At 72.0% G+C, this 20,460-nt stretch carries 22 protein-coding genes and 1 pseudogene; 7 read left to right on the top strand and 16 right to left on the bottom strand.

Annotated features, from left to right (window positions below; translation table 11 throughout):
• The first annotated feature begins 112 nt into the window (after positions 1 to 112).
• Together AB0K35_RS27255 and AB0K35_RS27250 are read left to right on the top strand one after the other, a co-directional pair.
• A complete protein-coding gene (locus AB0K35_RS27255) occupies positions 113 to 1,543 on the top strand; it encodes an ABC transporter ATP-binding protein (protein WP_363888698.1) in 1,431 nt (476 codons plus the stop codon).
• Positions 1,540 to 2,340, top strand: a complete 801-nt coding sequence (locus AB0K35_RS27250) for an energy-coupling factor transporter transmembrane component T (RefSeq protein WP_363888695.1) — start codon at positions 1,540 to 1,542, stop codon at positions 2,338 to 2,340. Before AB0K35_RS27255 ends, AB0K35_RS27250 begins: the two co-directional genes overlap by 4 nt.
• Before the next feature lie 473 nt (positions 2,341 to 2,813).
• Here AB0K35_RS27250 and AB0K35_RS27245 read toward each other — a convergent pair whose 3' ends face one another.
• Entirely contained in the window at positions 2,814 to 3,338 is a 525-nt protein-coding gene (locus AB0K35_RS27245) for a hypothetical protein (protein ID WP_363888688.1), read from the bottom strand.
• Between the two features lie 290 nt (positions 3,339 to 3,628).
• Between AB0K35_RS27245 and AB0K35_RS27240 the strand changes: the two genes are divergently transcribed.
• Together AB0K35_RS27240 and gndA are read left to right on the top strand one after the other, a co-directional pair.
• Positions 3,629 to 3,925, top strand: coding sequence for a thiamine-binding protein (locus tag AB0K35_RS27240; protein WP_196919265.1), 297 nt, complete (start codon positions 3,629 to 3,631; stop codon positions 3,923 to 3,925).
• 189 nt (positions 3,926 to 4,114) lie between these two features.
• Entirely contained in the window at positions 4,115 to 5,557 is a 1,443-nt protein-coding gene (gndA, locus tag AB0K35_RS27235) for an NADP-dependent phosphogluconate dehydrogenase (RefSeq protein ID WP_238670379.1), read from the top strand.
• 125 nt (positions 5,558 to 5,682) lie between these two features.
• On the opposite strand, the gene AB0K35_RS27230 is transcribed toward gndA, so the two are convergent.
• From AB0K35_RS27230 to recO, 5 genes are all read right to left on the bottom strand, one after another.
• Complete coding sequence (locus AB0K35_RS27230; RefSeq protein ID WP_363888685.1) at positions 5,683 to 6,444, bottom strand: pirin family protein; 762 nt, start codon at positions 6,442 to 6,444, stop codon at positions 5,683 to 5,685.
• The gene (locus AB0K35_RS27225; RefSeq protein ID WP_238670381.1) at positions 6,441 to 6,641 is read right to left on the bottom strand and encodes a thioredoxin reductase; all 201 of its coding nucleotides are present in this window, start codon (positions 6,639 to 6,641) and stop codon (positions 6,441 to 6,443) included. The genes AB0K35_RS27230 and AB0K35_RS27225 overlap by 4 nt, the downstream gene beginning before the upstream one ends.
• Positions 6,642 to 6,870: 229 nt before the next feature.
• Complete coding sequence (locus tag AB0K35_RS27220; protein ID WP_030336441.1) at positions 6,871 to 7,056, bottom strand: hypothetical protein; 186 nt, start codon at positions 7,054 to 7,056, stop codon at positions 6,871 to 6,873.
• 69 nt (positions 7,057 to 7,125) lie between these two features.
• On the bottom strand, positions 7,126 to 7,938 hold the full coding sequence (locus AB0K35_RS27215; RefSeq protein WP_091409745.1) for an isoprenyl transferase: 813 nt from the start codon (positions 7,936 to 7,938) through the stop codon (positions 7,126 to 7,128).
• A 4-nt stretch (positions 7,939 to 7,942) separates the two neighbouring features.
• Complete coding sequence (recO, locus tag AB0K35_RS27210) at positions 7,943 to 8,809, bottom strand: DNA repair protein RecO (protein WP_091409749.1); 867 nt, start codon at positions 8,807 to 8,809, stop codon at positions 7,943 to 7,945.
• A gap of 102 nt (positions 8,810 to 8,911) precedes the next feature.
• On the opposite strand from recO, the gene AB0K35_RS27205 reads away from it, so the two are divergent.
• On the top strand, positions 8,912 to 9,721 hold the full coding sequence (locus AB0K35_RS27205; RefSeq protein ID WP_363888679.1) for a DUF4097 family beta strand repeat-containing protein: 810 nt from the start codon (positions 8,912 to 8,914) through the stop codon (positions 9,719 to 9,721).
• A 56-nt stretch (positions 9,722 to 9,777) separates the two neighbouring features.
• On the opposite strand, the gene era is transcribed toward AB0K35_RS27205, so the two are convergent.
• From era to AB0K35_RS27170, 7 genes are all read right to left on the bottom strand, one after another.
• Positions 9,778 to 10,683, bottom strand: coding sequence for a GTPase Era (gene era, locus AB0K35_RS27200; RefSeq protein ID WP_238670383.1), 906 nt, complete (start codon positions 10,681 to 10,683; stop codon positions 9,778 to 9,780).
• Positions 10,680 to 11,066: a cytidine deaminase gene (locus tag AB0K35_RS27195; RefSeq protein ID WP_363888676.1), complete on the bottom strand. Its 387-nt coding sequence runs from the start codon at positions 11,064 to 11,066 to the stop codon at positions 10,680 to 10,682. The genes era and AB0K35_RS27195 overlap by 4 nt, the downstream gene beginning before the upstream one ends.
• Positions 11,059 to 12,483, bottom strand: coding sequence for a hemolysin family protein (locus AB0K35_RS27190; protein ID WP_357362015.1), 1,425 nt, complete (start codon positions 12,481 to 12,483; stop codon positions 11,059 to 11,061). Before AB0K35_RS27190 ends, AB0K35_RS27195 begins: the two co-directional genes overlap by 8 nt.
• Entirely contained in the window at positions 12,459 to 12,932 is a 474-nt protein-coding gene (ybeY, locus tag AB0K35_RS27185; RefSeq protein ID WP_030491788.1) for an rRNA maturation RNase YbeY, read from the bottom strand. The genes AB0K35_RS27190 and ybeY overlap by 25 nt, the downstream gene beginning before the upstream one ends.
• Before the next feature lie 15 nt (positions 12,933 to 12,947).
• The gene (locus AB0K35_RS27180; protein WP_238670385.1) at positions 12,948 to 14,006 is read right to left on the bottom strand and encodes a PhoH family protein; all 1,059 of its coding nucleotides are present in this window, start codon (positions 14,004 to 14,006) and stop codon (positions 12,948 to 12,950) included.
• A 132-nt stretch (positions 14,007 to 14,138) separates the two neighbouring features.
• Entirely contained in the window at positions 14,139 to 15,536 is a 1,398-nt protein-coding gene (locus tag AB0K35_RS27175; protein WP_363888672.1) for a serine hydrolase domain-containing protein, read from the bottom strand.
• On the bottom strand, positions 15,533 to 15,892 hold the full coding sequence (locus AB0K35_RS27170) for a histidine triad nucleotide-binding protein (RefSeq protein WP_088988083.1): 360 nt from the start codon (positions 15,890 to 15,892) through the stop codon (positions 15,533 to 15,535). Before AB0K35_RS27170 ends, AB0K35_RS27175 begins: the two co-directional genes overlap by 4 nt.
• Before the next feature lie 100 nt (positions 15,893 to 15,992).
• Between AB0K35_RS27170 and AB0K35_RS27165 the strand changes: the two genes are divergently transcribed.
• The gene (locus tag AB0K35_RS27165) at positions 15,993 to 16,754 is read left to right on the top strand and encodes an SDR family oxidoreductase (RefSeq protein WP_238670387.1); all 762 of its coding nucleotides are present in this window, start codon (positions 15,993 to 15,995) and stop codon (positions 16,752 to 16,754) included.
• A 1-nt stretch (position 16,755) separates the two neighbouring features.
• Positions 16,756 to 17,381, top strand: a pseudogene (locus AB0K35_RS27160) (polyphosphate kinase 2).
• A gap of 18 nt (positions 17,382 to 17,399) precedes the next feature.
• Here AB0K35_RS27160 and AB0K35_RS27155 read toward each other — a convergent pair.
• The 3 genes from AB0K35_RS27155 to hrcA form a co-directional block, all read right to left on the bottom strand.
• Positions 17,400 to 18,134 (bottom strand): 16S rRNA (uracil(1498)-N(3))-methyltransferase, encoded by a 735-nt coding sequence (locus AB0K35_RS27155; protein WP_238670389.1) that lies wholly within the window; start codon positions 18,132 to 18,134, stop codon positions 17,400 to 17,402.
• A gap of 1 nt (position 18,135) precedes the next feature.
• Positions 18,136 to 19,281 (bottom strand): molecular chaperone DnaJ, encoded by a 1,146-nt coding sequence (dnaJ, locus tag AB0K35_RS27150; RefSeq protein WP_208758636.1) that lies wholly within the window; start codon positions 19,279 to 19,281, stop codon positions 18,136 to 18,138.
• A gap of 75 nt (positions 19,282 to 19,356) precedes the next feature.
• Positions 19,357 to 20,379, bottom strand: a complete 1,023-nt coding sequence (gene hrcA / locus AB0K35_RS27145) for a heat-inducible transcriptional repressor HrcA (protein WP_091409786.1) — start codon at positions 20,377 to 20,379, stop codon at positions 19,357 to 19,359.
• Between the last annotated feature and the right edge of the window lie 81 nt (positions 20,380 to 20,460).

Raw genomic sequence — 20,460 nt, 5'->3', positions numbered from 1 at the left:
ACAAACCCGCGTTGATCAAGAGGTTTGCGTCAACGGAAGGCGATTTCCTGACGCAAACCTCTTGATCAACCGGGGTAGGCGGGGGCGCGCGGCAGGGAGGGGGGTGGGTTTGGTGGGCGGGGTACTGCTGCGGGGGTTCGGGTGGCGGCACGCTGGGCGGCGCGCCTGGGCCGTACGCGGGGTTGATCTGCGGGTCGAGGCTGGGGAGCGAATCTTGCTTCTCGGGCCCTCCGGGGCCGGCAAGAGCACAGTGCTCAGCGCGTTGGCCGGGCTGCTCCCCGAGGACTCCGGCGAGCAGGAGGGCACCGTCGAGATCGACGGGCTCGACCCGCGCAAGGGGCGGGAACGGGTCGGCATCGTCTTCCAGGACCCGGAGACCCAACTGGTGATGGCGCGCTGCGGCGACGACGTAGCGTTCGGGCTGGAGAACCGGGGAGTGCCGGCCGACGAGATCTGGCCCCGGGTGGACGAGGCGCTGCACCGGGTCGGCTTCCCGTACCCCCGGGACCGCCACACAGCGGCGCTCTCCGGCGGCGAGCAGCAACGCCTCGCCCTGGCCGGCGCGCTGGCCCTGCGCCCCGCCCTGCTGCTGCTCGACGAGCCGACCGCCAACCTCGACCCGGCCGGGGCCGAACTGGTCCGGCACGCGGTGGCCGGCGCGCTGGACACCGACACCACGCTGATCCTGGTCGAGCACCGGGTCGCCGAGGCACTGCCGCTGGTCGACCGGGTGGTCGTCCTCGAACCGGGTGGCGGCGTGCGCGCGGACGGCCCGCCCGAGGCGGTCTTCGCCGCCCACGGCGCCGCCCTGGCCGCCGAGGGGGTCTGGGTGCCCGGTCACCCCATCGCGCCCCGACCGGCCACCGCCGGCCCCGGGGAGCTGTTGCTCACCGCCGACCGGCTCGGCCTGCCGCCCCGGCTGGGCTCCACCGACCTGGCGGTACGCGCCGGTGAAGCACTCGCCGTACGCGGACCGAACGGTGCCGGCAAGTCCACCCTGGCGTTGCTGCTCGGCGGTCTGCTCCGGCCGGGCAGCGGGCGGGTCACCGCGTCCACCGGGTTGGCCGGCGCGGACCACCGCACTCCCCCGCACCGGTGGCGGGCCCCCGCGCTGACCCGACGCATCGGGTCGGTCTTCCAGGATCCGGAGCACCAGTTCGTCACCAGCACAGTCTTCGACGAGTTGGCGCTCGGCCCGCGCCGCACCGGTCAACCAGAGGCGGCCGTCAAGGAAACAGTGACCGGGCTGCTGGACCGGCTGCGGCTGGCCCGACTCGCCGCCGCCAACCCGTACACCCTCTCGGGTGGCGAAGCGCGGCGGCTGAGCGTGGCGACGGCCCTGGCCACCGCGCCACGCCTGCTGATCTGCGACGAACCCACCTTCGGCCAGGACCGGCGGACCTGGCGGGAACTGGTCGACCTCTTCGCCGACCTGCGCGACGCCGGGCACGGCGTGGTCACTGTCACCCACGACGCGGACTTCGTCGCCGCGCTCGCCGACCGCACCGTCACCCTGCACCGCGCCCCGGACGACCACCGATGATCAGCATCGAACCGGTCGCCGCGCCGGACGCGCCGTTGGCCCGCCGCAACCCGATAGCGAAGGTCGCCGCCGCGCTCGTCTTCTCGTTCACCCTGCTGGCGACCCTGGACCCGGTGGCCCCGGCGATCGCCATCGCCCTTGAGCTGGCCGTCCTGCCGCTGTTCGGCATCCGCTACCGGGTGCTGGCCCGCCGGGCCTGGCCACTGCTGCTCAGTGCCGCCGGCATCCTGGTCACCCTGGTGCTGTTCGCCGCCGACCGGTCCGGTCGGGTCCTGCTGGACGCGGGCCCGGTACTGGTGACCACCGGCGTCCTGCTCACCGCGCTCGGCCTGGTGCTGCGGGTGTTCGCGGTGGCACTGCCCGGCGTGATCGTCTTCGCGACCACCGACCCCACCGACCTGGCCGACGCGTTGATCCAGAACGCGAAAGCGCCGGCCCGGTTCGCCATCGGGGCGCTGGCCGCGTTCCGGCTCGTGCCGCTGCTCGGTCAGGAGTGGCAGATGATCAGCATGGCTCGACGGGCGCGGGGCGTCGACGCAGGACGCAACCCGGTGGCGAAGCTGCGGCTCTTCGCCTCCACCGCGTTCGCGCTGCTGGTGGGGGCGATCCGCCGAGGCACCCGGCTGGCGGTGGCGATGGACGCGCGTGGCTTCGACGCCGGCACACCCCGTACCGTCGCCCGCCAGCAACACTTCACCCGCGCCGACGCCCTCCTCATCGCCGGGGCCGCCGTACTCGCCGCGGCCACCCTGACCACGAGCGTCGCCCTGGGCACCTTCCGCCCCCTCATCGGCTGACCCCGCCGCGCCGCGCCCCCGCCGCGCCCTGCACCCCCGCCCCCGGCCCGCGCCCCGCCCTGCGCCGCGCCCGCACCCTGCCCTGCGCCCCGACCGCGCCCCGACGCGCCCTGCGCCCCGACCGCGCCCCGCCCCGCCCCGCCGCGCCGCGCCGCGCCGCGCCGCGCCGCGCCGCGCCGCGCCGCGCCGCGCCGCGCCGCGCCGCGCCGCCAAGATCCGCACAACATCAGGGATGTAGTGGTCTCGCTGACAGCGGAGGCCACTACATCCCTGATGTTGCTGTCACCGCCCAGCGCCCAAGCGCCACCCCCGTCGATCTTGCGGTTTCTGTCGCTCATTCATCCCGATATGCCGGTGATGCGAGGGCAGAAAGTGCAAGATCGACGGGCGCGGGGCGGGGCTGGGGCTGGGCTGCACGGCACGCGGGGCTGGGCTGGGCGGGAGGCGGGGCGGGGCGGGGTGGGGGTGCTCGGTCAGCTGCGGCGGAAGGCGTAGCGGCGGGTCTGGCCGGCCTGCTGGCTGCGGCCGCCGCCGGAGCGGTTGCCGCCGCCCTGCGGTGGCCCGGCCGTCGGTGCCTTCGGTCGGCCTGTCGACTTCGGCAGATCGCCCACTGAAGGCGCGTCGACAACCGCCGGCACATCGACCGCTGCCGGCAGCGCCACCTCGTCGGGCAGCGCCACCCCGTCCGGGGCGGCCGCCGGCAGCGCCGGATCCACCAGCGCCGCCGGCAACGCCGACTCGGCCCGCAGCGCAGGCTCCACCAGCGCCGCCGGCAACGCCGACTCGGCCCGCAGCGCCGGCTCCACAAGCAGCGCGGGCTCCACAAGCAGCGCGGGCTCCACAAGCAGCGCAGGCAGCGCCGCCGGCAGGGGTGGTTCGACCGCGAGGTCGAGGGCCGGGAGGGTGGTTGGGAGCGGTCCGTGGCCGGCCGCCGGGTCGATGCCGAGCGGCGTCGCTCTCGGGGTACGGGTCTTTTTCGGGTTACGCCTGGCAGGCATCCGGGCCTCCTTCAATGCCGACCGGCACGGCCGGTCCCGCGCTGCGGCGGTCGGTCGGATCGGCTGGTGACCGCCGTTGCGCGACGGTCGAGTGGGGAAGGGACTGCTCACCGGGGCCGGGCAGGGCCATCGCCGCCGAACGGCGGGGAGGGAATGCGGGACGCCCGGGAGCGCACGGACCGCGACGCGGGACGGCGGGCCGGCTCGGAAGTTGGGCGTCAGTTACGCATGTTCGTACCGTAGCCACCGCCCGACCGACGCGCATCCGTTTTTACTGGCACGATCGGCACATGCTGATCGCGTTCTCGATCACCCCGCTCGGCGGTGACGACTCGGTGGGTGACCTGGTCGCCGAGGCGGTGCGGGTGGTCCGTGCGTCCGGCCTTCCCAACCGGACCGATGCCATGTTCACCACCGTCGAGGGTGAGTGGGACGAGGTGATGGCGGTGGTGAAGCAGGCGGTCGACGTGGTCGCCGCGCGGGCGCCCCGGGTGAGTGTGGTGCTCAAAGCCGACGTCCGGCCCGGGGTCACCGACGCGCTGACCGGGAAGATCGCCCGAATCGAAGCCCGTCTCGCCGAAGGCTGACGCCCGCGGCGGGAAATGACGACATGTTTCCCTGCGCGGGGCTCACCGAGCATTGCCGAGGGCCCGAGCCGTCAGGGGCAACGTCCACATTACGTGCAGTAACGCGACGTCGGTCACTGGTCCGTATCGGCTCACATCACGGTAAGTTTCCAAGCGCTGATAGTGGTGTGACGAGAGGTGGCGGCACGAATGGCTGATCAGGCGAGGGCACAGATCGGTGTGACCGGGTTGGCGGTGATGGGTCGCAATGTGGCCCGCAACCTGGCCCGCAACGGCTTCACGGTGGCAGTGCACAACCGCTCGCCGGAGCGCACCCGCAGCCTGGTCGCCGAGCACGGCGACGAGGGCACGTTCCTGCCGGGCGAGACGATGGCCGATTTCGTGGCGTCACTGGAACGACCCCGCGCGGTCATCGTCATGGTGAAGGCCGGTGCGCCCACCGACGCGGTGATCGACGAGTTGGTGCCGCTGCTCGACGAGGGCGACATCATCGTCGACTGTGGCAACGCCCACTTCGCCGACACCCGTCGACGCGAGGAGGCGCTGCGGGCGCAGGGCCTGCACTTCAGCGGCACCGGCGTCTCCGGCGGCGAGGAGGGCGCGCTGCTCGGGCCGAGCATCATGCCGGGCGGCTCCGCCGAGTCGTACGCGAAGCTCGGGCCGATGTTCGAGAAGATCGCCGCGCAGGTGGACGGCGTGCCGTGTTGCATGCACGTCGGGCCGGACGGGGCCGGGCACTTCGTCAAGATGGTGCACAACGGCATCGAGTACGCCGACATGCAGCTCATCGCTGAGGCGTACGACCTGCTTCGGGCCGGCCTGGACGCGACGCCGGCCGAGATCGCGGAGATCTTCCGGGAGTGGAACAACGGCGAGCTGGAGTCGTTCCTCATCGAGATCACCGCCGACGTGCTCGCGCACACCGATGCGGCGACCGGCCGGTCGTTCGTGGACATCGTGCAGGACCGGGCCGAGCAGAAGGGCACCGGTCGGTGGACCGTGCAGAGTGCCCTGGACCTGGGCATCCCGATCACCGGGATCGCCGAGGCGACCTTCGCCCGTTCGCTCTCCGGGCACGTGGACCAGCGCGAGGCGGCCCGCCGGGCGTTCCCCGACGCGGGTGAGAAGTGGCAGGTGACCGACCGGGAGACCTTCGTCGAGGACGTCCGCCGGGCGCTGCTCGCCTCCAAGATCGTCGCGTACGCGCAGGGCTTCGACCACATCCGCGCGGGCAGCCAGGAATACAACTGGGACATCGACCTTGGCGGCACGGCGACGATCTGGCGGGGCGGCTGCATCATCCGGGCCCGCTTCCTCAACCGGATCCGTGAGGCGTACGACGAGCAGCCCGACCTGCCGACGCTGCTGGTGGCGCCGTACTTCGCCGAGGCGGTCAGCGCTGGCGTGCCGAGCTGGCGGCGGGTGGTGGCCGACGCGACCCGGGCCGGTGTGCCGACGCCCGCGTTCTCGTCGTCGTTGGCGTACTTCGACGCGTTGCGCGCGGAGCGGCTGCCTGCCGCGCTGATCCAGGGTCTGCGGGACAACTTCGGCGCGCACACCTACCAGCGGGTGGACCGCGAGGGTTCGTTCCACACCACCTGGGCCGCCGACCGCACCGAGTCCCCGGCGTAGTCGGCGCGGCGCCCTGCGCGCCGCCGTGATCGTGCTCGATCCTCGATGTAGTGGTCTCCCCCGGCGGGGAGGCCACTACATCCATGTTCGGGCGAGATCATGGGAGCAGGCCGCGCGGGTGACGGTCAGCCGACAGTGGCGTGCATCTCCCAGACGAGGATCTCGGCCGGTTCGTCGGCTGTCACCCGCCGACCACCGGTCATGGTGAGCCGGGCGGCGTCGCCGCTGGCGAGCGGACCGCTGCCCTCCAGGGTCACAGTGCCGTTTGGCACGTAGAGGTGCACGTAGGGCGCGTCCGGGATGGTGACCTCGTCGCCGGGAGCGAGACGGGCGGCGTGCAGGGTCGCGTACCGGTTGCGGATCCGGATCGCTGACGCGCCGTCGTAGCGGTCCATCCCGGACGCGATCGGCACGAGGCCCCCGCGGAGCAGCTCGTCCTCGATCTCCAACTGCTCGTAGCCGGGGTCGACGCCCTGCTCGTCGGGGAGGACCCACATCTGCACGAAGTGCACCGGGTCGGTGTGCGGCTCCTGGTTGTTGAGCCGCCAGGCGTCGTTCTTCTCCGAGTGCAGGATCCCGGTGCCGGCGCTCATCCGCTGGGCCAGACCCGGGTAGATCACCCCGGAGTGCCCGGTGGAGTCCTGGTGCACCAGGGAGCCGCGCAGCACCCAGGTCACGATCTCCATGTCCTGGTGCGGGTGGGTCTCGAAGCCCGCGCCCGGTCGGACCACGTCGTCGTTGTTGACAAGCAGCAGGCCGTGGTGGGTGTTGGCCGGGTCGTAGTGCCGGGAGAACGAGAAGGAGTGCTTGGAGTCCAGCCAGGAGATCCGGGTGGCGAAGCGGTCATCGGCGCGACGGATGTCGACAGCGGGCGCGGGCGCGGTCACCAGGCACGCTGCCCGGCGTCGGGGGTGGACGGCGCCCAGGTCAGGGCCGGTTCGCCGGTGGCCAGTTCGGCGATCTCACCGGTACGCAGCTGGGGTGTGTGGCCGAACTCGGCGCAGTGCTGCTCGGCGATCTCGGCACAGATCTCGGCCACCTGCTCGCACATCGGGTCGCCCAGGTCGGCGGCGTTCAACGCCATGATCATCTTAAAGCGGAGATCACGCATCTGCCCCCCAACCGCCGTCGTCCCACCACCTCCGGACCCTACCCGCCGTCCCTGCGCAGGACCCCGAAACGAGCACACCACCCCCGCTCGGTGCCAAGCCTGATGGTCGCCGTGGTGCCTACCCAGGCACCTCGACGCCGAGAGGATGCGACAACGCCGCCCGCACTGGTGTGCGGGCGGCGTTGGGACAACTGGGGATCGGTCAGAAGAAGCGGCGGCGCTTGGCCTTCTGCGGACGGATCAGGTCCGCACCCTTCGTCAGCAACCGGGTCGCCCCGGAGGGACCACGCCGGGCCTCCAGGGTGTGGCTGAGCCGGCGGGCGCCGGCCGCAGCCAGCGGCACCGCGATCGCCATCACCGCCCACTGGGCAATGCGCTTCTGGATCATGTGGGTTCACCTCCGTCAGTGGCTTCTGACGTCTCTGATACCCAGAGTGACGTGCGGGTAAGCGTCGGCTCAGATAACCGGGGCGACCGGGTTGGGCAGCGCGCCGCCGAAGCGTCGGTCCCGCTGGGCGTACAACTCGCACGCGTACCAGAGGTGGCGGCGGTCGAAGTCGGGCCAGAGCGTGTCCAGGAAGACCAACTCGGCGTACGCGGTCTGCCACAGCAGGAAGTTGGAGATCCGTTCCTCCCCGGACGGGCGCAGGAACAGGTCCACCTCCGGGATCTCCGGGTGGTAGAGGTACTTCGCCACTGTCTTCTCGGTGACCTTCGCCGGATCCAGCCGGCCGGCCGCCACGTCCCGCGCGATAGCGGCGGCGGCGTCACCGATCTCGGCCTGCCCGCCGTAGTTGACGCAGAACTGCAGGGTCAGCGTCGAGTTGTCGCGGGACATCTCCTCGGCGGTCTGCAACTCGGAGATGACGCTCTTCCACAGCCGACCAGGCCGGCCCGACCACACCACCCGAACGCCCAGGTCGACCAACTGGTCACGGCGGCGACGGATCACGTCCCGGTTGAACCCCATCAGGAACCGGACCTCGTCGGGCGAGCGCCGCCAGTTCTCGGTGGAGAACGCGTACGCCGACAGGTACGGGATGCCCATCTCGATGGCGCCCTCGATGGTGTCGAAGAGGCTGTGCTCCCCCGCCTCGTGCCCCTTGGTGCGGGGCAGCCCGCGGTCCTTGGCCCAGCGGCCGTTGCCGTCCATCACCACCGCCACGTGCTTCGGCACCGCCTCGGTGGGCAGCGCCGGGGGTCGGGCCCCGGACGGGTGTGGCACCGGCGGCGTCGGCTCGCGCCGGCCAGCCTTCTTCGATCGGATCACTCGGTCACTCCCTGTTCGCGCCGTCCGCCCCGGCCTCGACGTCGCCACGTGGCCGGAGCACCACGGCCCCGGTGCCCTCCGGCGGCGGAGCCGTGCCGGCCGCCGAGGAACCCCGGTCGACCAGCGGCAGCGAGCGTAGCGCGCGCTCCAGGTGCCACTGCAGGTGAGCCGCGACCAGCCCACTGCACTCCCGACGTACGGCGGCGTCGGTGGCGTCGGCGATCACCCAGTCACCGGAGGTCAGCGCGGACATCAGATCGATGGTGGCCGGGGCGGGATGAGCCGCCCCGGGTGGCCGACAATCCGGACAGACCGCGCCTCCGGCCGGCACCGAGAACGCCCGGTGCCGCCCGGGCGTGCCACAGACCGCGCAGGCGACCAGCGCCGGCGCCCAGCCGGCCAGGGACATCCCACGCAGCAGGTACGCGTCGAGCACCAGGGTGGTGGCGTGCTCGCCCCGGGACAGCGCCTTCAGCGCGCCGATGGTGAGCTGGAACAACCGCAGCGACGGCTCCCTTTCCACCGGGGTCAGCCGCTCGGCGGTCTCGGCGATCGCGCTGGCCGCCGTGTAGCGCGGATAGTCGCCGAGGAACCGTTTGCCGTACAGGTCGATGCCCTCGACCTGGCTCACCGTGTGCAGAGAGCTGCCGTGGTTGCCCTTCGGGTCACCGGCGAGCTGGAGGTCGACGTGGCCGAACGGCTCCAGCCGGGCGCCGAACTTGCTGGTGGTGCGGCGGATCCCTCGAGCCACCGCGCGCAGTCGGCCGTGCCGGCGGGTGAGCAGGGTGATGATCCGGTCGGACTCGCCGAGCTTCTGCACACGCAGCACCACCGCGTCGTCGCGGTAGAGCTGTCGGCGATACCCGGCCATCGGGCCATTCTCCCTCGGGGTGCGAAATCAGGGTTGGTTCGGGGTGCAAGCGCGGATGAACCCCGATGCGGCCGTCTCGTGCTCGGCCGTAGCGTGCTGGTCATGGCACTGCACCTGACCACCACCCCCCGCCGTCGTCGCGTCACCGCTCCCGTCGCGCTAGGGCTCACCACCACCCTCATCGTGCTCGCCGGGTGCGACAACCTGTCGTTCCGCCGGCTCGACTACGACAACACCGAGGCGGTCCGGATCACCACGGTCCGGGTCTCCGGGGGTTCTGGCGACGTTGTGGTCCGCGGCACCGGCTCGGCGTCCGAGGTGCGGATCAAGCGAGTGGTTCGCTACCAGGGCGGCGAACCGGACAACACCCGCTACGAGATCAAGGGCAGCGAGCTGGTGCTGAACACCGACTGTGGCTCGCGGTGCAGCATCTCCTACGAGGTGACGGTGCCAGAGGGTGTGGCGGTGCAGGGCGAGACCAGCTCCGGCAACGTCGAGCTGAGCCGCGTCGGCACCGTGGACCTACAGGTGCGCTCGGGCGACGTACGGATCTCCGGTGCGTCGGGCGCGGTCGGGGTGGAGGCCCGCTCGGGCAACATCGAGGTGAACGAGGCCGCCGCGGCCGTACGGCTGCGCGCCTCGTCGGGGGACATCACCGCACGCCGGCTGGGCGGCGCTGTCGACGCCGAGGCCAGCTCGGGCAATGTCGACGTGGAGCTGGACAAGCCCGCCTCGGCCCGGGTCCACGCCTCCAGTGGTGACGTCACGCTGCTGGTGCCGCAGGGCAGCTACCGGGTCCGGTCCAACGCCGACTCCGGTGACGAGACCATCACCGTCGCCGACAACCCGGCGGCGTCCCTGGTGCTCGACGGTTCGGCAAAGAGCGGCAACCTCACGATCAGCGAGCGTTGATCTCGACGCCGGTCGTCGCCCCGGCCGTCCGCTTCGGGCACCGCCGACGAGGTGGATCAGAAGCCCAGCTTGCGCAGTTGCCTCGGGTCGCGCTGCCAGTCCTTCGCGACCCGCACGTGCAGGTCGAGGTAGACCCGGCTGCCGAGCAGCTCCTCGATCTGCTTGCGGGCGGTGGTGCCGACCTCCTTGAGCCGACTCGCCTTGTGCCCGAGCACGATGGCCTTCTGGCTGGGCCGCTCCACGTACAGGTCGGCGTAGATCTTCATGACCTGGCCCTCGGGGATCATCTCCTCCACCACCACGGCGATGGAGTGTGGCAACTCGTCGCGGACCCCCTCCAGGGCGGCCTCCCGGATCAGTTCGGCGACCAGCACCTGCTCGGGGTCGTCGGTGAGCATGTCGTCCGGGTAGAGCTGCGGCGACGGCGGCAGATACTTGGTCATCACGTCGACGAGGGTGTCCACCTGGTGCCCGGACACCGCGCTCACCGGCACGATCTCGGCGAACTCCCCCATCTTGCTGACCGCGAGCAACTGCTCCGCCAGGCGACGCTTGTCCACCAGGTCGGTCTTGGTGACCACCGCCAGCACTGTCGCCTTCAACTCGGCCAGCTCGCCGGTGATGAACCGGTCACCGCGCCCGACCGGCTCGTCGGCGGGGATGCACAGGCCGATCACGTCGACCTCGGTCCAGGTGGACCGGACCAGGTCGTTGAGACGTTCACCGAGCAGCGTACGGGGGCGGTGCAGGCCCGGCGTGTCGACCAGGACCAGCTGCGACTCGGGCCGGTGCAGCACCGCCCGGATGACGTGCCGGGTCGTCTGCGGCTTGTTCGAGGTGATGGCGATCTTGGTGCCGACGATGGCGTTGGTCAACGTCGACTTGCCGGCGTTGGGGCGACCGACGAAGCAGCCGAACCCGGCCCGGTACGGTCGCGCCTCCGGATCCTGCACCGGGCTCACTGGGTCACCGTGCCGAGGACGGTGCCGTCCGGAGCGGCCAGGTGGACCGGTGCGTCCGCCGCGAGGTCCCGTACCGCCGCGTGACCGGCACCATCCAGCGTCGACGCCTCGGTCACCACCACCGCCGCCTCCAACCGACTCGCCCCGGCCGCCACGGCCGACGCCACCGCCAACTGCAACGCGGTGAGCGTCAGCGACGGCAGCGCGACACTGGCCGCCGCGTACGTCCGGCCGTCCTGGTCGCGGACCGCGGCGCCCTCCACGGCCCCGACCCGCGCGCGGGCTCCCCGGGCCAGGACGACGAGCTTGCCGTCCTCGGCGCTCAGCGCTCCCGACGCGGTGGGGGTGGGCCGGCCGGCAGGCGCGGCGGGTGTGTCAGGCATCGGCGGATTGCCTCTCATCGTCTCGGTAGTTGTCAGTGTCGTCCCCGGGGTCGGCGTGCTCGCCGCGCCCCGCGGTGTCCTGCTCATGGCCCGGCTCCACCCGGCTGACCAGAACGGTGTCGATCCGGTTGCGCCGGCCGGTGGTGCCCTCGGCGACCAGACGGAGACCGGCGACCTCGGCCTCGGCACCCGGGATCGGCACCCGCCCCAGCGACTGGGCGAGCAGACCGCCGACCGTCTCCACCTCGTCGGTGGGCAGGTCGGTGTCGAACATCTCGCCGAGATTCTCCACCGGCAGGCGGGCGGTCACCCGCACCGAGGAGTCCGCCAGACGTTCGACGGGCGGGCGTTCGACATCGTACTCGTCGGTGATTTCGCCGACGATTTCCTCCAGGATGTCCTCGATGGTGACCAGACCGCCGGTGCCGCCGTACTCGTCGACAACGATGACCAGGTGGTTGCGGGCCGCCTGCATCTCGGACAGCAGGTCGTCGACCGGCTTGGACTCGGGAACGAAGGTCGCCGGGCGCATCAGCTCGGCCACCGGCAACTGTTCGGCCCCCGGGTCGCCGCCACGGGAGCGCCGGATCAGGTCCTTGAGGTAGAGCACCCCCAGCACGTCGTCGACGCTCTCGCCGATCACCGGGATGCGGGAGAAACCGGAGCGGAGGAAGAGCGCCAGCGCCTGTTCGAGTGTCTTGCCCTCCTCGATCCACACCATCTCGGTGCGCGGCACCATCACCTCACGGGCGATGGTGTCGCCGAGCGCGAAGACGGAGTGGATCATCTGGCGTTCGCCGTGCTCGACCACGCCACGCTGCTCGGCCAGGTCGACAAGCTCCCGCAACTCCACCTGGGTGGCGAACGGGCCTTCCCGGAAGCCGCGCCCGGGGGTGACCGCGTTGCCGATCAGGATCAGCAGCGACGCGAGCGGGTTGAGCGCCCGGCCCAGCCAGCGGACCAGCGGCGCCACCGCACGACCCACGGCGTAGGCGTGCTGCCGGCCGATGGTGCGCGGGGCGACGCCCACCACCACGAAGCTGACCACTGTCATCGCACCGGCGGTCACCAGCGCGGCCCGCCAGCCGGCGCCGAAGCTGTCCACCGCCACGAGCGCCACCAGTGTGGTGGCGGTCAGCTCGGCGAGCAGCCGCAACAGCAGGAGCAGGTTGAGGTGCCGAACGACGTCGCCGGCCACTACCTGGAGGGTACGGGCGCCGCGCACGCCGTCGCGGGCCAGCTCGGCGGCTCGGGCCGGTGAGACCGCGGCGAGGGCCGCCTCGGTCATCGCGATCAGGCCGGCCAGCACCACCAGACCGGCCGCGAAGACGATCAGCTGAAAGTCGGGAAGGCCAGCGGTGGCGCCGGCCGCGAGTAACGGAGGAGTGGACATCACTGGGTGCGGGTCGACCGCCAGCTCGCCAGCAGCCGAGCCTGGAGTGCGAACATCTCCCGCTCCTCCTCCGGCTCGGCGTGGTCATAACCGAGCAGGTGCAGCACCCCGTGCACGGTGAGCAGGTGCAGCTCGTCGGCCGGCGCGTGCCCTGCGGTCGCCGCCTGCTTGGCCGCCACCTCCGGACAGAGCACGATGTCGCCGAGCAGGGCGGGCTCGCCGCCGGCCGGCGCGGACTCACCCGGGCCGTGGTCGACGCTGCCCTCGTCCATGGGGAAGGCGAGCACGTCGGTCGGGCCGTCGCCACCCATCCAGCGGTGGTTCAGCTCGGTCATGTAGTCGATGTCGACGAGCAGCACGGACAGCTCGGCGAGGGGGTTGACCCCCATCTCGTCGAGGGCGTGCCGGGCGACGGCGAGCACGGCATCGGTGTCGACGTCGACACCGGACTCGTTGGCGATCTCGATGGACAACTGCTTTCCTCTGCTTTAGCGGCGGCGGCCGGCCCGGCCGCCCTGGGCGGGTCGCCCAGGCACGGCGTGAACGCCCTGCGCCTGCTGGTTCTCCCGCTCGGCGTCCCAGCGGGCGTACGCGTCGACGATCTCCCCGACCAGCTGGTGGCGGACCACGTCGGAGCTGGACAACTGGGAGAAGTGCACGTCGTCGACGTTTTCCAGGATCTCCCGAACCACCCGCAGGCCGCTGCTCGTCCCACCGGGAAGGTCCACCTGGGTGATGTCACCGGTCACGACGATCTTGGAGTTGAAGCCGAGTCGGGTGAGGAACATCTTCATCTGCTCGGGCGTCGTGTTCTGCGCCTCGTCCAGGATGATGAACGCGTCGTTGAGCGTCCGTCCCCGCATGTAGGCGAGGGGGGCGACCTCGATCGTGCCGGCTGCCATCAGCTTCGGGATGGTCTCCGGGTCGAGCATGTCGTGCAGCGCGTCGTAGAGCGGGCGCAGGTACGGATCGATCTTCTCGTTGAGCGTCCCGGGCAGGAAGCCCAGCCGCTCGCCCGCCTCGACCGCCGGCCGGGTGAGGATGATCCGGTTGACCTGCTTGGCCTGCAACGCCTGGACGGCCTTCGCCATCGCCAGGTAGGTCTTTCCGGTGCCGGCAGGGCCGATGCCGAAGACGATGGTGTGCGTGTCGATAGCGTCGACGTACTTCTTCTGCCCGAGCGTCTTGGGGCGGATGGTGCGCCCGCGCCGGGAGAGGATGTTGAGCGTCAGGACCTCGGCGGGCCGCTCGGCGCTGCCCTGCTCGAGCATGCCGACGGTACGCCGGACGGCGTCAGTGGTCAGGGTCTCGCCTTTCTCGATGAGTTCGAGGAGCTCGCTGAAGACCCGCTCGGCGAGGGCGTTGTCCGCAGGGTCACCGGTGATGGTGATCTCGTTGCCGCGAACGTGCACGTCACTGGTGACCGAGCGTTCGACGAGTCTGAGGATCTCGTCGCCTGCGCCGAGCAGATTGACCATGATCTTCGGGTCGGGCACGGTGATCCTGGTCTGCACCCGGGGCGGGCCGGGAGGTGGGGTGCCGGTCATAGGTTGGGCCGAAGGGCCCTGCGCCACCTGCTCTCGATCTCGGCGCCGGCCTGCTGGGCCTGGCGTGCGGACGTTACACCCATCGTATCGGTTCAACGCGGGCCGCATCGCGCCCATTTCCGCTGGCCGCGATCAACTCCCGGCCCGGAAGTCGTACCGGTCGAAGGTCTCCTGGTGACGGGTGAACCGGTACGTCGCCCAGTGCATCCGGACCACCGCGCCGGCCTCGTCCCGGGTCAGCCGCAGCAGCTCACCGACCTCCCGACCGGAGACCACCCGGAACACGTCAGGCTGGTCCGGCAACGGCGTGAAGATCGCCGGCGGACGTCCGGTCGGGTCACCGACCCCACGTGCCCGCAGGGTGCCGTCGTGCCACGAGAAGACGTACTCGGAGCCCTCGCCCCACCAGCGGCCGAGCGCACCCCGCAGGGCGGCCGGCGCGGGTGCGCCGGGTCGCCAGGGCTCGATCTCGGCCGGGTCGTGCTCGACGGCAGCGGCGAGCAGCCGGTGCGACAGGTCGAACAGTTCGGTCGCCGTGCCGGACGAGCCGAGCACCGCGGCGCCCATCGCCCCGGGCGTGCCGTCACCGCCGCGGCGGCCGTACGCCCCGGCGAGGAACCCGGGCATCGCCCCGTCGTGCCCCACGTGCATCACCCGCTCCCCCTGCGGGACCAGGATCAGCCCCAGCCCGAAGCCCGCGCCCCAGAGCGTCTCGTCGGTGGTGGTCAGCGGCCAGCGCATCTCGTCGAGGGTGGCCGGGGCGAGGACCACGCCGGCCGGGTCCAGCGCCGCCGGGTCGGCCAGGAACGCCGCCCAGCGGGCCATGTCGGTAGCGGTGCTCCAGAGCTGGGCGGCCGGGCCGACCGCGCCGAAGTCGGTCGGCGGTTCGGGGTGCGCCTCGTCGGAGTACGCGTCGACCAGGAACCCGGTGGCCGCCGTCGGCAGTGGGGTCACCGTGGTGTCGGTCAGCCCCAGCGGCGTCAGGATCCGCTCGGTGAGCGCCTGCGCCCAGCTGCCGCCCCGGCATCTGGCCACGAGTTGGCCGAGTACGGCCACGCCCAGGTTGGAGTAGTGGAACCGGCGGCCGGTCGGCAGCACCCGCTCGGCCCGGTCCAACTCGGCGACAAGTTGGTCGTCGTCCGGTGCGCGCAGGCTGTCCCACACGTCGCCGAACGGCTCGCGTTGCAGGCCACCGGTGTGCGACAGCAACCGACGTACGGTCAGGTCGCCGTGCGCCGGGAGGTCCAGGTGCCGGCCCACCGGGTCGTCCAGGTCCAGCAGCCCGTCGTCGCGGCACTGCAGGACCAGCGCCGCGGTGAACGTCTTGGTGATCGAGCCGATCCGGAACTGGGTGCCCGCGCCCAGAGGGCTGTCGGTGCCGGTCTCGCCGACGGTGCAGCTCCAGAGCGGCCGGTCGGCCCGGTGCAGCGCCGCGGACACCGCCGGAACCCGGGCTTCGGCCTGCACCCGCCGGACCAACCGGTCCAGGTGCTCGTCCGCCCGAGAGCCGGGCGCCGCACCTGGGGTCACGCCAGGTCCCGGGCGAGCATCGGGCCGAGCGGCGCACCACCGAGCAGGTGCGCGTGCACGTGGAACACCTCCTGCCCGCCGTACGCGCCGGTGTTGAACATCAGCCGGAACCCGTCGCCGAGCAGCCCCTCGTCCTCGGCCACGGCGGCGGACGTCGCCAGCACGTCGGCGGCCAGCGCCGGGTCACCCTGGGCGAGCGTCGCGACGTCGGCGTAGTGCTCCTTCGGAATGACCAGGACGTGCACCGGCGCCTTCGGGTCGATGTCGCGGAAGGCGAGCGTGGTGTCGGTCTCCCGGACCACTGTGGCCGGAATCTCCCCGGCGACGATGCGGCAGAACAGGCAGTCGGATCCCATCGGGGCAGTGTAAGGACTAACCGGCCGGGGGCGCCGCGGCGCAGCGTGCGCCGCCGGCCCGTTCGCAGGGGGGCGGCACGGCTGAGGCAGGATGGCCGGCATGACGGATCGGGCGGTACTCGTGACCGGTGCCTCGCGCGGGATCGGCCGCGCGGTGGCGGAGGCGTTCGCAGCGGGCGGCGACCGGGTGGCCATCCATCACCGCGACTCCGCCGATGCGGCCGAGGAGCTGCGCGGGCAACTGCCCGGCGCCGGGCACGTGGTGGTCCGCGCCGACCTCACCGATCCGGACGCGGTCCGGGTCATGGTCGACCGGGCCGCCGAACTGCTCGGTGGGCTGGACGTGCTGGTCAACAACGCCGGGACGTACGGCGACCGCGACGACCCGCACCCCATCTTCGGCGCCTCGTACGAACAGTGGCAGCAGCGCTGGCGGCAGGTGCTGGAGACCAACCTGACCGGCGCCGGCAACGTCACCTGGTGCGCCGCCCAGCACATGCGCGAACGCGGCGGGCGGATCGTCAACGTCTCGTCCCGTGGCGCGTTCCGCGGCGAGCCGCACCAGCCGGCGTACGGTGCCAGCAAGGCGGGGCTGAACGCGCTGGGCCAGTCCCTCGCCGTGGCGCTCGCGCCGTACGGCATCACTGTCGCCACCGTCGCGCCGGGCTTCGTGGCGACGGACATGGTCACCGAGTACCTGCGCGGTGCGGAGGGCGCGGCGATCCGGGCGCAGAGCCCGTTCGACCGGGTGGGCAAACCGGAGGAGATCGCCGCCGCCGTGCACTGGCTGGCGTCGCCGCAGGCCGAGTGGGCCTCGGGCACGATCGTCGACGTCAACGGCGCCTCCTACCTGCGCAGCTGAGGTGGAGCACCTCAACCCGCGTGGCGCGTCGGTGGTGGCGCTCGCCAAGCCGGACGAGCGGGAAGCCGCCCAGTGGTACTTCCAGCGGTGGCTGGCACACCTGCCGGCGGCCGGTGAGATCGTGCTGTTCGACCGTTCCTGGTACAACCGGGCCGGCGTGGAGCGGGTGATGGGCTTCTGTAGCCGCAAGGAGTACCTGGAGTTCCTGCGGCAGGCCCCGGAGCTGGAACGGATGCTGGTGCGCTCGGGCATCCGGCTGGTCAAGTTCTGGTTCTCCGTCTCGCAGAACGAGCAGCGCACCCGGTTCGCGATCCGCCAGGTCGACCCGGACCGGCAGTGGAAGCTGTCTCCGATGGACATCGCCTCACTCGACCGCTGGGACGAGTACACCGAGGCCAAGGAGGCGATGTCTTCTGGACCGACACGGCCGACGCGCCGTGGACTGTGGTGAAGAGCAACGACAAGAAGCGGGCCCGGCTGGAGGCGATGCGGCACGTGCTGCACCGCTTCGACTACACCGGCAAGGACCTCGCAGTGGTCGGCGCACCTGACCCGCAGATCATCGGGCCGGCCGGGTTGGACCTCGGGCCGGAGGAAGAGGTGGTGCCGGTGTTTCCCCGGCCCTGAACCAGCCAGAGCCCACTGTCACCAGCGGCCGAGGCGGGCGGCGAGCACGCTGAGGGCCGCCACGCCGGCGGTGGAGGTGCGCAGCACTGCCGGCCCGAGGCGTACGGGTCGCCCGCCGGCCTCGGCGAAGGCGGTCAGCTCGGCCGGGGCGATGCCACCCTCCGGGCCGATCACCAGCACGATCTCGCCGGTGGTGGGCAGCTCTGCGGTGGTGAGCCGGTCTTCGGCCTCCTCGTGCAGCACGAACCCGGCGGCGGCACCGGCGATCCGACGGGCCACAGTGGCGGTGGACTCGTCCGGCGCGCCGGCCACCACCGGCAGCCACGGCCGGCGGGCCTGCTTGGCCGCCTCCCGGGCGGTGGCCACCCACTTCTCCCGGGCGCGTACGCCCCGGTCGCCGCGCCACTGGGTCACCGAGCGCGACGCCGCCCAGGGCACGATCTCGTCCACCCCGACCTCGGTCATCGCCTGCACGGCCAGCTCACCCCGGTCGCCCTTGGCGATGCCCTGCACTGTCACCAGCCGGGGTACCGGCGCGTCCGCGTACCCCCGGGAGGTGATGGTGACCTCCAGGCTGCCCCGGCCGACGGCGGTGACCACGGCGGCGGCCGTGCCACCCCGGCCGTCGGCGAGCAGCAGTTCCTCGCCGACGCGCAGCCGCTGCACTGTCGCGGCGTGGTGCCCCTCCGGGCCGTCCACTGTGAGCGCGTCGCCGGTGGGCAGCGCCTCCACCAGGAACAGCGGTGCGGACACCTCAGGCGTGCCCGTTGAACGCGTCGCGCATCCGGGAGAAGAAGCCGCCCTGCTTGGACAACTCAGCGACCTCCTCGCCACGGGTCTTGGCGAAGTCGCGCAGCATCTTCTCCTGGTCCGGGTCGAGCTTGGTCGGCGTCCGCACGTCCAGGTGGACGTAGAGGTCGCCTCGGCCGGTGCCGCGCAGGTGCGGCACGCCCCGGGCGCGCAGTCGCAGCGTGCTGGCCGGCTGGGTGCCGGCCTTGACGTCGACGGTCTCCTCGCTGTCCAGCGTCTTGATGGTCAGCCGGGTGCCCAGCGCCGCCGCCGTCATCGGCACGGTGACCCGGCAGTGCAGGTCGTCGCCCTTGCGGGAGTACACGTCGTGCGGACGCTCGTGGATCTCCACGTAGAGGTCGCCGGCGGTGCCGCCGCCGGGGCCCACCTCGCCCTGCTGGGCCAGCCGGATCCGCATGCCGTCCTCGACACCGGCCGGGATCTTGACGGTCAGCGAACGGCGGGTCCGCACCCGGCCGTCGCCGGCGCAGGTGGGGCAGGGGTGCGGGATGGTGGTGCCGTAGCCCTGGCACACGGTGCACGGCCGGGCGGAGACCACCTGGCCGAGGAAGGTGCGCTGCACCGACTGCACCTCGCCCCGGCCAGCACACGCCTCGCAGGTCGCCAGGTGCGTGCCGGCGGCCGTGCCGGCACCGGAGCAGGTGGTGCAGAGCACAGCGGTGTCGACGGTGATCGGGGCCTCCACGCCGAAGGCCGTCTCGTGCAGGTCGAGTTCGAGCCGCAGGATCGCGTCGGCGCCTGGGCGGGTACGCGGCCGTGGGCCACGGGCGCCACCTCCGGCACCGCCGAAGAACGCGTCCATGATGTCCTGGAAACCGACGAACGGGCCGGCGCCTCCGGGGCCACCCGGGCCGCCAGCGCCACCGCCACCCGGGGCGAGCGGGTCGCCACCCAGGTCGACGATCTGCCGCTTCCGGTCGTCCGAGAGCACCTCGTACGCGGCGTTGATGTCCTTGAACTTCTCCTGAGCCTCCGGGTCCGGATTGACGTCCGGGTGGAACTGGCGTGCCAGCTTGCGGTAGGCGCGCTTGATCTCGTCATCGGAGGCTTCCCGGCTCACACCGAGAATGCCGTAGTAGTCCCTGGCCACTGCGTTCCGTGTCCTCATGTTCGTCTCGCGTTGCGCCGGTCGGCGGCCGCAGCCGGCCGCATCGGCCCTGACCAATCAGTTCTGGGCCAGCAACTCGCCCACGTAGCGTGCCACGGCGCGCACCGTGGCGATGTTGCCGGGGTAGTCCATCCGGGTGGGCCCCAGCACCCCCAGGCCACCCACGATGGTGGTGCCCGGGCCGTACCCGGTGCTGACCACCGAGGCGGCGCGCAGGTTGTCGAACTCGTTCTCGTCGCCGATCAGCACCCGGGTCGTGCTCGGCTCGGTCTCGCCGATGAGCTTGAGCAGCACGACCTCCTCCTCCAGAGCTTCGAGGATCGGCCGCAGCGAGCCCTGGAAGTCGAGCAGGCCGCCCCGGGTGAGGTTCGCGGTGCCGGCGAGCGCGATCCGTTCCTCGTGCCGCTCGACGAGCGTCTCCAGCAGGACGGTGGCGAGCGTGGTCATGGTCGGGCGCAGCCCGGTCGGCGCTTCCTCGACAAGCGCCTGCACCAGCGGCGGCGTCTCGGACAGCCGGGCGTTGGCGAGCTTCTCGTTGATCAGTCGACGCAGGTCGGTGACGTCGTCGGCGGGCACCGGGCCGGGCAGCTCCACGAGTCGCTGTTCCACCCGCCCGGTGTCGGCGATCATGACGAGCATCAGCCGGGTGGTGGAGATCGGCACCAGCTCCAGGTGACGCACCGAGGAGCGGGCCAGGCTCGGGTACTGAACGACGGCGACCTGCCGGGTCAGCTGGGCGAGCAACCGCACAGTGCGGTGCACCACATCGTCGAGGTCGACAGCGCCGACCAGGAACCGCTCGATGGCCCGGCGCTCGGCCGGGCTGAGCGGCTTGACCCGGGAAAGCCTGTCGACGAAGAGGCGGTAGCCGCGGTCGGTGGGCACCCGGCCGGCACTGGTGTGCGGCTGCCGGATGTAGCCCTCCTCCTCCAGCACGGCCATGTCGTTGCGGACCGTGGCCGGGGAGACCCCGAGCTGGTGCCGCTCGACCAGCGCCTTGCTGCCGACCGGCTCCTGGGTGGAGACGTAGTCTTCGACGATGGCGCGGAGCACTGCGAGTTTCCGGTCGTCGAGACCCATCCTCCGCACCTCCTGTCGCACGTCGGCCGCCGGCGCTCTGGGCCGGCCGGGCCGTCCTGGCACTCGACTGTAACGAGTGCC

Origin of the sequence: Micromonospora sp. NPDC053740, from assembly GCF_040677775.1 — a bacterium.
Lineage (GTDB): Bacteria > Actinomycetota > Actinomycetes > Mycobacteriales > Micromonosporaceae > Micromonospora > Micromonospora alfalfae.
Note: the sequence above shows the minus strand (reverse complement) of the source record. Positions and strands in the feature narration are given on the sequence as shown.

Bases quoted from the DNA above. Each gene is read 5' to 3' on its own strand.
- AB0K35_RS27250 (WP_363888695.1), top strand. From the start codon at position 1,540: ATGATCAGCATCGAACCGGTCGCCGCGCCGGACGCGCCGTTGGCCCGC.
- AB0K35_RS27245 (WP_363888688.1), bottom strand. From the start codon at position 3,338: ATGCCTGCCAGGCGTAACCCGAAAAAGACCCGTACCCCGAGAGCGACG.
- AB0K35_RS27240 (WP_196919265.1), top strand. From the start codon at position 3,629: ATGCTGATCGCGTTCTCGATCACCCCGCTCGGCGGTGACGACTCGGTG.
- gndA (WP_238670379.1), top strand. From the start codon at position 4,115: ATGGCTGATCAGGCGAGGGCACAGATCGGTGTGACCGGGTTGGCGGTG.
- AB0K35_RS27225 (WP_238670381.1), bottom strand. From the start codon at position 6,641: ATGGCGTTGAACGCCGCCGACCTGGGCGACCCGATGTGCGAGCAGGTG.
- AB0K35_RS27220 (WP_030336441.1), bottom strand. From the start codon at position 7,056: ATGATCCAGAAGCGCATTGCCCAGTGGGCGGTGATGGCGATCGCGGTG.
- recO (WP_091409749.1), bottom strand. From the start codon at position 8,809: ATGGCCGGGTATCGCCGACAGCTCTACCGCGACGACGCGGTGGTGCTG.
- AB0K35_RS27205 (WP_363888679.1), top strand. From the start codon at position 8,912: ATGGCACTGCACCTGACCACCACCCCCCGCCGTCGTCGCGTCACCGCT.
- AB0K35_RS27195 (WP_363888676.1), bottom strand. From the start codon at position 11,066: ATGCCTGACACACCCGCCGCGCCTGCCGGCCGGCCCACCCCCACCGCG.
- AB0K35_RS27180 (WP_238670385.1), bottom strand. From the start codon at position 14,006: ATGACCGGCACCCCACCTCCCGGCCCGCCCCGGGTGCAGACCAGGATC.
- AB0K35_RS27170 (WP_088988083.1), bottom strand. From the start codon at position 15,892: ATGGGATCCGACTGCCTGTTCTGCCGCATCGTCGCCGGGGAGATTCCG.
- AB0K35_RS27165 (WP_238670387.1), top strand. From the start codon at position 15,993: ATGACGGATCGGGCGGTACTCGTGACCGGTGCCTCGCGCGGGATCGGC.
- hrcA (WP_091409786.1), bottom strand. From the start codon at position 20,379: ATGGGTCTCGACGACCGGAAACTCGCAGTGCTCCGCGCCATCGTCGAA.